The 12684-nt window shown below is 52.7% G+C and carries 9 protein-coding genes; 5 read left to right on the forward strand and 4 right to left on the reverse strand.

What is annotated here, in order from left to right; genetic code table 11:
* Window positions 1–456 precede the first annotated feature (456 nt).
* Window positions 457–1647 carry a phosphoglycerate kinase gene (locus tag LWL52_RS12410; protein ID WP_242920250.1) on the forward strand — a complete coding sequence of 397 codons (1191 nt, stop codon included), beginning with the start codon at window positions 457–459 and terminating at the stop codon, window positions 1645–1647.
* A 114-nt stretch (window positions 1648–1761) separates the two neighbouring features.
* On the opposite strand, the gene LWL52_RS12415 is transcribed toward LWL52_RS12410, so the two are convergent.
* Window positions 1762–2580, reverse strand: a complete 819-nt coding sequence (locus LWL52_RS12415) for a murein L,D-transpeptidase catalytic domain family protein (protein WP_242920252.1) — start codon at window positions 2578–2580, stop codon at window positions 1762–1764.
* Window positions 2581–2737: 157 nt separating this feature from the next.
* On the opposite strand from LWL52_RS12415, the gene LWL52_RS12420 reads away from it, so the two are divergent.
* The 3 genes from LWL52_RS12420 to LWL52_RS12430 all read left to right on the forward strand — a co-directional run bounded on the left by LWL52_RS12420 (window position 2738) and on the right by LWL52_RS12430 (window position 6048).
* A complete protein-coding gene (locus LWL52_RS12420) occupies window positions 2738–4099 on the forward strand; it encodes a M23 family metallopeptidase (RefSeq protein ID WP_242920254.1) in 1362 nt (453 codons plus the stop codon).
* 143 nt (window positions 4100–4242) lie between these two features.
* Window positions 4243–5148, forward strand: a complete 906-nt coding sequence (locus LWL52_RS12425; RefSeq protein ID WP_242920256.1) for a Ppx/GppA phosphatase family protein — start codon at window positions 4243–4245, stop codon at window positions 5146–5148.
* A 108-nt stretch (window positions 5149–5256) separates the two neighbouring features.
* Window positions 5257–6048 carry an NIPSNAP family protein gene (locus LWL52_RS12430; RefSeq protein WP_242920258.1) on the forward strand — a complete coding sequence of 264 codons (792 nt, stop codon included), beginning with the start codon at window positions 5257–5259 and terminating at the stop codon, window positions 6046–6048.
* 106 nt (window positions 6049–6154) lie between these two features.
* Here the strand turns inward: LWL52_RS12430 and LWL52_RS12435 are convergent, their stop codons facing one another.
* The gene (locus LWL52_RS12435; protein WP_242920260.1) at window positions 6155–7003 is read right to left on the reverse strand and encodes a sugar phosphate isomerase/epimerase family protein; all 849 of its coding nucleotides are present in this window, start codon (window positions 7001–7003) and stop codon (window positions 6155–6157) included.
* 487 nt (window positions 7004–7490) lie between these two features.
* On the reverse strand, window positions 7491–9596 hold the full coding sequence (gene ppk1 / locus LWL52_RS12440; protein ID WP_242920262.1) for a polyphosphate kinase 1: 2106 nt from the start codon (window positions 9594–9596) through the stop codon (window positions 7491–7493).
* Window positions 9597–9879: 283 nt separating this feature from the next.
* Here ppk1 and LWL52_RS12445 point away from each other — a divergent pair, with 283 nt between their 5' ends.
* The gene (locus LWL52_RS12445) at window positions 9880–10821 is read left to right on the forward strand and encodes a DUF5996 family protein (protein ID WP_242920263.1); all 942 of its coding nucleotides are present in this window, start codon (window positions 9880–9882) and stop codon (window positions 10819–10821) included.
* A gap of 114 nt (window positions 10822–10935) precedes the next feature.
* Here LWL52_RS12445 and LWL52_RS12450 read toward each other — a convergent pair whose 3' ends face one another.
* Complete coding sequence (locus LWL52_RS12450) at window positions 10936–12471, reverse strand: lipase maturation factor family protein (protein ID WP_242920264.1); 1536 nt, start codon at window positions 12469–12471, stop codon at window positions 10936–10938.
* Window positions 12472–12684: the final 213 nt, after the last annotated feature.

The following is a 12684-nucleotide window of genomic DNA, read 5'->3' on the forward strand; positions in this document are numbered from 1 at the left end:
CGCGCGATGGCAGCTGCTATGAAAGTATAGCTAAAGTATAAGTATGAACCTTCTCTCTTTGCTTATTTCATTTTTGTCATCCTAAAAGGATCTTGGTGGAAGGGAGGTTAAGCTAAAACAACAACGCTTATACTTACCTGCAGTAATTAAATGCTCCCCTCCTTAGACTAGCGAGATCGCGAGTTCGAAGCTAGCGAGCGTTGCTCTGAGGGGCCAGGGGTGGTTGGACCCAGACCTGCAACGCTTATAATCCAGAAAGAACCAATATCCCAATACCTAAAAGGCCGGTGTAGAATAAAATTCACGTCCTACCTTGCCGGGCATACGTGGCAACTTCAACCATCGTTCCCGGTATTATTTTCCTTTTGCTATATTTGCTTATCCTTGTTAAACAGCAACAAAATCTCGGGAATCACGAAAAACCAGTATCTATACCTGAAACTATAACCAGACCAGATGAGAACCATAGACCAGTATAACTTTGCCGGCAAAAAAGCCTTGGTGCGCGTGGACTTCAATGTGCCGCTCGATGAGCACAACCGCATCACAGACGACACCCGCATCCGGGCCGTAGTGCCTACCATCCGTAAAATTCTGGGCGATGGCGGTGCCGTGATCCTGATGTCGCACCTGGGCCGCCCCAAGAATGGGCCGGAAGAGAAATACTCGCTCAAGCACCTGGTAGACCGCCTGTCGGATGAGTTTGACACTGTTGTGCGCTTTGCACCCGATTGCACCGGCCCCGAAGCGGCCGCCATTGCCAAGGACCTCAAACCCCGCGACATCCTGTTACTGGAGAACCTGCGCTTCCATAAAGAAGAGGAAAAAGGCGATCCGGCCTTTGCCAAAGAACTCGCCAGCCTAGGCGATGTGTACGTGAACGACGCCTTTGGCACCGCTCACCGCGCGCATGCTTCCACTGCTATCATTGCCGACTACTTCCCTCATGATAAAATGATGGGCTATGTGATGCAGGCCGAACTCGAGAATGCCCGACGCGTGCTCGACAACGTGGAGCGCCCTTACACCGCCATTATGGGCGGCGCAAAAATATCGGACAAGATCCTCATCATCGAAAAGCTGATGGACAAGGTGGATTACCTGCTCATTGGCGGTGGCATGTCGTATACCTTTGTGAAAGCCGACGGGGGTAATATCGGCTCCTCGCTGGTGGAAGAAGACAAAGTGGCCCTGGCAGCGCGCCTGATCGCGATGGCCCGTGAAAAGGGCGTGACCCTGATGATCCCGGTAGACTCGGTGATTGCCGATGAGTTTAGCAACGATGCCAACGTGGATATAAAGTTAAGCCACCACATTCCGCCGCTTTGGATGGGACTGGACATTGGCCCCGATGCCCGCGAAACATATGCCGACGTGATCCGCAACTCTAAAACCATCCTGTGGAACGGCCCGATGGGCGTGTTCGAAATGTCGAACTTCTCGGTGGGCACCGAGGCGATTGCCGATGCCGTGGTAGATGCCACCCTGCGGGGCGCCTACTCGCTGATAGGTGGCGGCGACTCTGCTGCGGCCGTAAACCAGCTGGGCTATGCCGACCGCGTGTCCTACGTTTCGACCGGTGGTGGCGCTTTGCTGGAGTATATGGAAGGTAAAACCCTGCCCGGCGTAGCTGCCCTGGAAGAGTAGCCTTATACAATAATCAGTAAAGTATACCTATAAAAAACTCCCCGGCCGCTTCTGTGGCCGGGGACTTTTTACTTATACTTGGTTTCTGAATCAGCCGCTGCTTTTTGTTTATACTTACCCCGGAATATTGGGACTGGCTTCTTTCACCAGCTCGGTCAGCGCGGTTACATGGTCGAGGTAATGCGAAGTATAGGCATCGTTTGCGGCATGTACGTACAGCACGGTTCCTCCTTCCACGGTGTTGATGATCTCCTCATGATGCTCCATCGGAATGGCCGGGCATCCCAGGCTTCGGCCCAAACGACCTGCCTGCTGAATAAATTCGCCGGAAGCATATTCGGCGCCGTGCATCACAATACAACGGTCCAGCGCGTTGGTGTTAAAGCCTTTGTCCTTACCATCGAGGCGCAGCGACAGGCCATGCTTGCCAATATAGGTATCGTTGGTCACATAAAAGCCGATGCTGCTCATATAAGATTCGTTCTGGTTAGAGAAGTGCTCGGCAAAGTTCTCGCCCGAACCGCGCCCGTGAGCGACATACGTGTTAAACAGCACTTCCTTTTTCTCCAGGTCCAGCACCCAGAGCCTTTTCTGCACCGATGATTTTGCAAAATCCACGATCGTGATAATGGGTTTATCGGATGCAGTACCATCCCGGCGCATGTTATAATACCCGGCCAGGGCCTTATCAAACACATCGAAGCGGAGACCCTGCTCCTGTAACCCCATTTGCTGGTAAAGGCTATAGGCTACCTGATCGAACTGCAATACTTTATAGTTGGAGACACGCTCTTTAAGCTCTTTATTACCAGGCCTGGCGGAAGTGGAGGTTAGCGGGGTAACCACTGGCGACAACACAAGCGGGGCGAACAGGGGCAATAACCTCCTGGTCATTTTCCTGCTTCTTCGGCGGCTTACGCTTGGCTTTCTCATATTTGTAAATTTTGGTTGCAACAACTCTATTGTACGTCCAGTAGCCCTCCCGGTTTAAAACAAGCCTCTAATACAATAATTTAAGGTTTGGCGGCATCATTTTTGCCTGATTGGCTGTTATACAAATAAGTCTATTTCCTGAAGCTAATTTGCCCCGATGAACGCTACAAAGAAGTGCTCCTTTATACTTTATGCCCTATTGCTTTTTTTGCTGGCCAACTGCGGTGGCAAGAAAACCCTGCAAGGTGTTTTTCAGAAACAGACACCCTACCAGCGGTATGCCGCCAAACTGAAACAGGCCGACCTGGACAAGACCGCCCTGGGCGAGGCATGGCTGCAAGCCGGCCAAAAAGCCCTGACCGATTCTATCACCATCACCCTGCCGTTTAAAGAAACCGGCTATTTCGCGGCCGATAATCCTAAAGCATTGAGTTACCGTATTGCGGCCCAGCGCGGAGAGCGTATTGTAATAAGCCTGGAGGTGAAAGCCCGCGAAACCATGCAGCTGTTCATCGATCTGTTTGAAGCACCCGGCAGCCCCACCGAAGAGCCGGACCTGGTCGCCTCAGCCGACACGACCGGCATCTTTCTCTCCTACGAGGTAGAAGATGACCTGCCCCATATTGTGCGCGTGCAACCTGAGCTGCTCCGCAGCGGCCAGTATACTATAACCATTCAGGCAGAACCCACGCTGGCCTTCCCGGTACCGGGCAAAACCAGCCGCAACATCGACAGCGTGTGGGGCGACCCGCGGGATGGCGGCGCCCGCAGGCATGAGGGCGTGGATATTTTTGCCAAACGCGGCACCCCCGCCCTCGCGGCCGCTCCGGGCATTGTAACCCGCGTCAGCATTACCCCAATCGGAGGCAAGGTAGTATGGGTATCGGACCTGCACCGGGGCCAGAACCTATACTACGCCCACCTCGACAGCCAACTGGTGCAACCCGGCCAGCGCGTGCAGGTAGGCGACACGCTGGGCCTGATCGGCAATACCGGCAATGCCATTACCACCAAGCCGCACCTGCACTTTGGTATTTACCGTTCCGGCCACGGGGCTACTAACCCCTACCCTTACCTGCGCGAGGAAACAGCCCCGGTGCCGCCAATTAAAGTGGCGGCCAATGTACTGGGCAATTGGGTACGGGTGTCGGCCCAAACGGCCCATGTGCGGCTGCAGCCCTCCACGGGTTCGGCCATTTATCATACCTTGCCCCGCAACACGCCTTTACTCGTAACAGGCGCCACCGCCGATTGGTATAAAGTGCTGCTGCCCAACAACTCAGAAGCCTATATTGCTGCCCGCTTGGTAGAAGCTGTTACCCGCCCGGTAACCTACGTACAATTGCCCGTGGAAACGGCCTTGTTGGAGGCCGCCCACCCGGGTGCCGCCGCCAAAGAAAGTATAGCCGCCGGCAACAAAGTGGCCGTGCTGGGCACCTACAGCCAGTATGAACTGGTGCGCAACGAGGCCGGCGAAGTAGGCTGGATCGATGCGCCAAAGGCTGCCGAAGCCCGCTAACCAAGCTGCTTCAAAGTATAAAATCTACTTTTTGTAACGACACTTGCGCCCGAATGCCGTAAAAGCTCTATTTTATTCAGTATGCGTTTTTCGCTATTCTGATTATCTTTACACCTATTCGCAACCATTAACTACCACCACATTTGAAGCTAGCTGCCATTGACATTGGTTCTAACGCGGTGCGATGCCAGATCTCGAGCGTACTGCACCAGAACGGGAAAGTGATCTTTAAACGCGTCGAATATATCCGCTATGCCATCCGATTGGGTGAGGATGTATTCAGCAACGGCCTGATCTCGGATCGGAAAGCAGATAAATTTGTCAAGCTCCTGCATGCGTTTCAGTTGCTGCTGGAAGTGCACGAAGTGGACCATTGCATGATCTGCGCCACCTCGGCCATGCGCTCTTCCCGCAACGCACCGGAAATTCTGCAGCGGGTGCGCGAGGTGCTGGGCATGGAAATACAGGTGATCGATGGCGTAATGGAGGCAGATCTGATCAACCGCGTGATTGCCAGCTTTCTGGATGAGCGCAATTACCTGCACATTGATGTGGGCGGCGGCAGCACGGAATTCAACATTTATGTGAACCGCGAAAAAAAGGCCTCGCAATCCTTTGAGCAGGGCTCCATCCGGCACATGCAGGGCCGCGACTCCGAGGTACTCTGGAACCGGATGCGCCTGTGGATAGAGGAGAATGCAAAGAAATACCACCTGTCGCGGGCCATTGGTACGGGCGGCAACATCAATAAGATCTTTGAGCTGGCCCACAAAACAACCGGCAAACCTATTTTCCGGAAGCAGATAGAGGAAGTAGCCGGCCGCATTGCGGCCATGAGCATGGAAGAACGGATAAACGAACTGCTGCTAAACCCCGACCGGGCCGATGTGATTCTGCCTGCCGCCGAGATCTACCTTTCGGCCATGAAGTGGGCAAAGCTGGAAAGTATGCTGGTGCCAAACGTAGGCCTGAAAGACGGCATGCTGCACGCGCTTTACGAGCAGCATTATGCGCCTTCGGAGCGGTTCATCATCAGCAGCATCACCTAACCTGTTTTCAGAAGGGAATGAGCTGCTGCGCTGTTTTCGGTTGCCGCTTCGGTAACTGAAATATCCTGTACGTATTCCATTTTCATACTTATACTTCCTGATTTAGACATGAACACAAAAAAACGCATCTTATTTTCCCTCTGCCTGCTGGCCTTGTGGGTGGGCCTGGTATCGCCCGTATTCAGTTTCGCGCCTCAGCCCGGCATTTTCGAGTTAAAAGTATACCACCTGGCAAGCCATGACCAGGAAAGCAGGCTGGACAAATACCTGCAGCAGGCTTACCTGCCGGCCCTGCACCGTGCCGGCATCAGCAAAGTAGGCGTGTTTAAACCCACCGAACAAAAGGACTCGACCGAGCGCCTGGTATATGTGTTTATTCCACTCGCCTCTTCGCAGCAGTTCTTTAAATTAGACCAGCAGCTGGCCAATGACAAGCAATACGCCACCGCCGGAAAGGATTACATCGACGCACCCTATGACAAGCCACTTTACAAGCGCTTCGAGACGATCCTGATCGAGCCATTTTCCGGCATGACGGGCTTCAGCGTTCCTAACCTAAAGGCAGCGCACGGCGAAAGGATCTATGAGCTGCGCAGCTACGAAGGAGCTACCGAAAAACTGCACCTCAACAAGGTGTCGGAGTTTAACAAAGGCGAGATCGACATTTTCAAACGCCTGAACTTTAATGCCGTGTTTTATGGTCGTGTGGTGGCCGGCAGCCTGATGCCCAACCTCATGTATATGACCACATTCGAGAACAAAGCCGAGCGGGAAGCACACTGGAAAGCCTTTAACGACGATCCGGCCTGGAAAAAGCTTAATGCGCTGCCTGAGTATGCGCATAACACTTCGCATGCCGATATCATCCTGCTGCACCCAACCGACTATTCCGATATTTAATTAATCCGCACACAAGAATAAAAAGCCCTGGCCTACCTGATAGACCGGGGCTTTTTTATGTTGTTACAGCTCCTCTATAAGAGCTTCCGATAGGACCTGCAGGCAACTACAGGCTCAGTTTCTGGAGGTAGTTATAGTTGTGCTTGACACTGGCCATCGGTTCGCCGGCGTACTCTTCCTGCTCCACAAAGAAGTATTTCATTTTCGATTTCCCGGCATTCTGCATCAGCTGTTTGATGTTAATGGCGCCTTTGCCGAATTCTGTGCTCTGCAGTTTGGTTTTATCCATGTCTTTGAGGTGCCACAGCGGGAAGCGGCCGGGATACTTGTTGAAGTAATCGATCGGATCGTAGCCCGAGAGCACCACCCAACCCAAGTCCATTTCCATCTTTACCATTTCCGGGTCGGTTTGGGCAAGCAGCACATCGTACAACACCTGGCCGTTCTCCTTTTCAAACTCATACTCGTGGTTGTGGTAGCCAAACAGGATGCCTGCTTTTTTACAGTCCTCGGCAGACTTAGAGAAGATATCGGCGCACCGGGTATAGTTGGACACCGTCTGTCCCTCGGCCGGCAGCGAAGAGCAGATCAAATACTCCTGGCCGGTTTCCGCGGCAGCCGCTACTGTGCGCTCCCAATCCTTGTCCACGGCCACGTGGCCGCTGCGCAGCGTCATGCCCAAATCCTGCGTGATCTTCCTGATCTCTTTTGGCTGCAATCCATAGTATAAGCCTTTTGCGCTCCTGGCCGATTCGAGTTGCTTGTAGCCAATAGCCGCCAGCTGTTTTAAGGTGCCCACCGCATCGGCCAGCATCTCGTTGCGGACCGTGTAGAGCTGAATGCCTACATCCTTTATTTTGGCTGGGCCTTTTGCTGCCTGCGTGGCAAGCGGCGAAAGAAGTGCGCCAAGCGCCAGGCAGCCGGAGCTCCTCAGAAAATCACGTCTTGATGTCATAAAATGTCGTTCGTTTAAAACCTGTTATCGATTTTCAGTTAGTATGCGGACAGCATTACATTGAAATATAAATAAGAACTTTCATTCTGAAATAACCCTGGTAGAAGGGAGGTTAAGCCCATGCAAATTACCCATAAGTTCCTTTCAGGATGACAACATACTTTAAACTAATTCTGTCCTCATACTTTAACTGATTACGCTCCTATACTTAGGATGCTGGCTAAGTATGAGGCACTCTTTTGCAAGCACCGGCAGCCGCGTAGTGAACCGCGCCAGGCACGCACACAACACAAGCCAATCCAATATAGGAAATAGCCTTTTGATTCACAATAGTTTATACTTGGTCTGAGACCGGCTGCAACACAAGCAAGTATAACGTCAGGCTGTAATTTCTTTCCGGATACAAAGACGCTTAGCCAAAACAAAAAAGCGGCAGTCTATACTTAAGTATAGACTGCCGCCTTAACTTTTAACTCTTAACTAAACCTTACACCAGCTCCATGTTGGGCACTTCGCTGTAGGCTTTGTTATAAAATATTTTGTGGATATCGATCACTTCTTCGTTTGCACCGGCCCGCTTTTTCAGGTACGTGCCGTCTTCGCGCATAATGTAGGAGTTCTGGTTATCGAGCAGGTTATAGTATAAAATGTTGATGGCTTCGCGTTTCAACTCTTCATTCACGATCAGGAACAGCGCCTCAATGCGCCGGTCGAAGCTGCGCACCATGCAGTCGGCGCTGCCGCCGTACACCAGCGGATCGCCGCAGTTATGGAAGTAATACAGGCGGGCGTGCTCCAGGTATTCGCCCACAATCGATTTCACGGTGATGTTCTCGCTGAGCTCCTCCCGGCCCGGGCGCAGGCAGCAAATGCCGCGCACGATGAGCCGGATGGGCACGCCTGCTTTCGAGGCCTTGTACAGCTCGTCAATCACTTCCTTGTCCTCGAGCGAGTTGATCTTGATAACGATGCCGCTCTTCAGGCCTTTTTTGGCGTTGCGCCCTTCGTGCCGGATCAACTCGATCAGATCGTGGCGCATGGCTTTGGGCGAGGTCATCAGGTATTTATACTCGTTGGGGCGCGAGTGGCCCGTAATAACGTTAAAGAATTCCGATACATCGTGCGCGTATACTTCGTTGGTGGTCAGCAGGCTCACGTCGGTGTAAGAGCGGGCGGTCTGCTCGTTGTAGTTGCCGCTGCCAATGTGCACGTAACGCGTCACCTTCTCACCTTCCTTGCGGATGATCATGAGCATTTTGGTATGCGTTTTATACTTGCTCAGGCCATAGATCACAAAGCAGCCGGCTTTCTCCAGGCGCTCCCCTTCCTTGATATTGCGCTCCTCATCAAAACGGGCTTTTACCTCAAAAAGTACCGAGACGTGCTTGCCGTTCTCAGCCGCTTTCAGCAGCGCGGCTGTTACCCGGCTCTGGTCGGCCAGGCGGTAAATGGTTTGCTTGATACCCAGCACCGACGGATCTTCGGCAGCACGCTCGAGCAAGTTCACCACCGGCTCCATACTATTATAAGGGTGATGTAGCAGCACGTCGTGCTCTTTCAGGTACTCAAACATATCCACGGTGCCATAGCTGGGCATGCTCAGCGGCGGCACAGAAGCCGGCTGTTTAAAGCACCTGTCCTTAAACTGCCGGTGGTTGATGATCTGCCATAGGCCCCGCAGGTCCAGCTGGCTGTTGATGGTAAACACGTTGGCATTGTCGATCACCCAACGGTCTTTAAGCACCTTCATCATAAACTGCGACGGGTTGCGCTCTACCTCCAGGCGCACCACACGGCCCTTTTTGCGCGTTTTCAGCTTGGCCTTAATCTCCTGCACAAAGTCGGCCTCCAGGTCGTCGGATTCCTCCAGCGTAAAGTCGCCGTTGCGCGTAATGCGGAACAAATTCACCGAGACGATCTCCACGTTGCGGAACAGCTTTTTGATCTTCCAGCGGACGATCTCCTCGATGGGCACGAACACGAGTTTATCCTTGCGGTTGATCTCATAAAAACGGGCCAGGTTCTGGGGAATCTGCACAAACGTGACGCGGTCCTGCGCTTTCTGCTCTTCGGTGGTGCGGGTTACCACGCCAAAGGTGAGCAGCTGGTTCATGAGCAGCGGAAAGCCGTGGTAATTATCGAATACCATGGGCGTGAGCAGCGGGTAAATGGTATTCTTAAAGTATGAATCCACCTTTTTCTGCTCTATTTCGGTCAGCTCGCCTACCTTCAGGATATCAAACCCGCTCTTCTCAAACAATGGCTTGAGTTCGTTGGTATAGGTCAGGTACTGGTCGTTTACAAAGCGGTGCGCATAGTCGAGCAGCTTCTTGCGAAAGGGCAGCTCCCGTAAGCCTGAGTAGTCGAGGCGCTCTTTGCCGTAGTCGATATAATTGTACAAACTGCCCACCCGGATCATAAAGAACTCATCCAGGTTAGACGATGTGATGGCCATAAATTTAAGCCGGTCGAACAGATTTTTACTTGTATCGCGGGCCTGGTCGAGCACCCGGTAATTGAAGCGCAACCAGCTCAGATCACGGCTGATGTACTTACTTTTCTTTATCTGTTCGGAAATCTTGTTGATAAGCATGTTTTCTTGGGTTAACATCCGGCAGGTTCAGGAGCATTGCCGCCCAGCAGACCGCCTGCGTCAAAATATAACTATAATCGAATGTTTAATGGTATGAAATGCTAATTTATTTTTTTTAAAACCTCATTTTTAAACCTTCCGCCAAAAACTATCAGGGCTGCCCGGCTACAAGCCTTTCTTAAAAGGGCAATGGCCACGAAAGGCTTTGTTTCCGTGGGCCCGGCTACACAACTAAATCACAGGCCCTTAGTATAGAAAAACTGTATACCAACCTGCTGCAACCATGGACGCCTCAAACATTCCCGCAGATGAGCATTATACTTTCCCGCCGCTGCCCCTTTTGGGCTGGGAAGCCACCAAGGATACCCTCCACCTCTACCTGCAGGTGGTAGGCAAGATCCGGCTGATGCAAATGCCCCGGCGCAACCATTGGTGGAACATCACGCTGTATGTAACATCGCGCGGCCTTGGTACGGGGCCCATTCCGTATAAGTTTTATACGTTCGAAATCGACTTTGATTTTATAGATCACCAGCTGCTGATCCATACCAGCACCGGCGCTTCCGAAGTGATCATGCTGCAGGACGGGCTTACGGTTTCGGAGTTTTATACTTCAGTGATGAAAGCGCTGGAGGTGTTGGGCATACACGTGGAGATCCTGGCCAAACCCTACGACAACAAAAGCACCATCCCGTTTGCCGAAGATCATACGCACGCCTCTTACGATGCCGAGTGGGTGAACCGCTACTGGCGCGTACTGGTTACAGTAGACCAGGTTTTAAAGGAATTCAGCGGCCGCTATTACGGCAAAACCTGCCCGGTGCACCTCTACTGGCACCACCTGGACCTGACGGTGACCCGCTTCTCCGGCAAAAGCCTGCCGGTTCCTAAGGACGCCAGCGTAGTGGAAAAAGACGCTTACTCGCACGAGGTGATCAGCTTTGGCTTCTGGCCCGGCGACGACCAGGTGCGCTTTCCGGCTTTCTACTCCTATACTTTCCCTTCGCCGCAAGGCCTGGACCTGGAGCCGTTGCACCCGAAGATCGCGCACTGGGTAGATTCGAACGGTAGCCCCATGGCTATTCTGAACTATGAGGAGCTGCGGGAGCTGGAGCATCCGCGCCAGGCCCTGCTCGACTTCCTGGAAAGCGCTTACCAGGCCGGCGCCAGACTAGCCGGCTGGCCTGAAGAAGAACTGAAAGTGCTGCCCCTGGATGAATTGTAGCAGGCAGAATATGTAAATGCCTTCTCTTGGGCTGGTATAAGTATAATATATAATAACTGCAGCTAGCGCGTGGAAGCTCCTTCAAAAAGGTCACCCTAATTCCTGAGCCGTTGTTTAGGGTATCCAGCCGGCACTTTTCAGAAAACCGTACAGTTGCGGATCGTTGGCCGATAAGGGAGGCAGCCACTCGCCTATTCGCTCGCGGTGCCACCAAAGCCCCTGCGGATTGCCCGGCTTTGCAAAAGTATAGCGATATAACACGGCCCGGATATAGCGTGGCGGTTTGCTGGGAAAAGGATTATCAGCAAACAAACTGATAGCACCGGCGTCATTATGCAGGAGCTTCCAGACAAGATTTAACGTCCAGGGATACTCGTTGTGAGACGACATGGCAGCAAACCACATCTGCCAGTCCAGGCGCAACTGATAAGGGGCAACTTGCGGCGGGCGCTTATCAAGCGCAACCGGCAGCCCTTTGTAGGGATAGGCTTTCCAGTGGGCATGATCGTCGGGTGTTTTATCCCTTGTTCCTTCAAATACCACGTTCCAGCGTTCTCTTCCAACTGTTCCGAAAGCGCCATAGGTATTCACCAGGTCCAGCGGATCGTAGGAAGTATTCATGATCTGCCCGGACGACAGTAAATTAACGGCAGGCCGGAAGCTCAGGAGAGCAATCAAAACTGTAACCGCCCAGGCCGTGGTGTGCATGGGGCGCGATACTTCGGCCTGGGCGGCAGCGGCTTCTGCTTTGCGCACAAGCCACCCGGGGAGCAGCCTGGCCCAGAAGCCATCGTCAAAGCAGGTCAGCGCAGGCACAATGGTTAGCCAGTTCAGAAACGACAGGTTCCCGCTCAGAATGATATTGATCTGGAAGATCACAATGACCACGCCCGCGCAATGGCGCGCCAAGCGGGGCCAGAACACGAACCAGGGCGCCACTACTTCAGCCAGGTGGTTGAACCAGACACCGCCTTTTAGAACGGAGTGAGGCAGAAAATGAAACCAACGGCTAAAAGGGCCGGGCATAGGCTGCGTTTCGAAATGATAATAGAGCGCAGTCGCATTACGCCACACGGCATCTCCCCGGAGCTTGATGAGCCCGGCACCAAGCATGACCCGGAAAATGAGCCAGCGGAACAAAACGATGATAGGCCTGGGTGGTTCCCGCTTCGGAAATGGCCGCAGATCGAGCAGAGGGCAAAGAAAGATCGCCAGAAAGCCGGATTCGATCAGCAGGTACTCCCACCCGTAGCCATACCACTCCTGCCCCACATGAACCAACGACATGTAAAGGAACCAGAGCACACCAAGTATAAGCGCATTGGCAAAGCCTGCCACTACTACCAGTGAAAGTATAAAGCCGACCCAGGAAACCGTTAACAAGGCCGTATCGGAATGCCAGAACCAGAAAAGCGAAGGCAGCCGCAGAAAACCGGCCCCATCCGAACCGAACATGGCACTTATCTGCTTAAGGTAAATTGTTACCGGAAGGAGCCCCTGCGCCCCTATTAAAGGAACCACCTGGTTGATGGCCACCAGAAAGGCGACGGCATAGATGACGCCCAGCAGGCGAAGTATAACAAAGCGGGTAAGCCAGTAAGTTGGAGGAGCAGCTGGCACAGGAAAGTCTTCGCGGGCTTCGTTATCCATTTTGCTTTCAACTGATGAAAGATGATCTGCTTCTGTTGCTTTCCTGCCGTTAGCGGCAATGCCACGTATCCGGTTGCCGGGCATGATTTAATCTGCTACACAGCGTCTTTTTGTATACACGAGGGCCTCACCTGTTGTTACACGGACCAACGGACTTGTTTTAGCATGGCGTAATTCCCGGAAGTACTACTATCAATTAGATGACCAACATAC

It is taken from the genome of Pontibacter liquoris, assembly GCF_022758235.1.
Classification (GTDB): Bacteria; Bacteroidota; Bacteroidia; order Cytophagales; family Hymenobacteraceae; genus Pontibacter; species Pontibacter liquoris.

Excerpts from the sequence above, each read along its gene's own strand:
- ppk1 (WP_242920262.1), bottom strand. The coding sequence starts at position 9,596 with ATGCTTATCAACAAGATTTCCGAACAGATAAAGAAAAGTAAGTACATC.
- LWL52_RS12445 (WP_242920263.1), top strand. The coding sequence starts at position 9,880 with ATGGACGCCTCAAACATTCCCGCAGATGAGCATTATACTTTCCCGCCG.
- LWL52_RS12435 (WP_242920260.1), bottom strand. The coding sequence starts at position 7,003 with ATGACATCAAGACGTGATTTTCTGAGGAGCTCCGGCTGCCTGGCGCTT.
- LWL52_RS12450 (WP_242920264.1), bottom strand. The coding sequence starts at position 12,471 with ATGGATAACGAAGCCCGCGAAGACTTTCCTGTGCCAGCTGCTCCTCCA.
- LWL52_RS12420 (WP_242920254.1), top strand. The coding sequence starts at position 2,738 with ATGAACGCTACAAAGAAGTGCTCCTTTATACTTTATGCCCTATTGCTT.
- LWL52_RS12410 (WP_242920250.1), top strand. The coding sequence starts at position 457 with ATGAGAACCATAGACCAGTATAACTTTGCCGGCAAAAAAGCCTTGGTG.
- LWL52_RS12430 (WP_242920258.1), top strand. The coding sequence starts at position 5,257 with ATGAACACAAAAAAACGCATCTTATTTTCCCTCTGCCTGCTGGCCTTG.
- LWL52_RS12415 (WP_242920252.1), bottom strand. The coding sequence starts at position 2,580 with ATGAGAAAGCCAAGCGTAAGCCGCCGAAGAAGCAGGAAAATGACCAGG.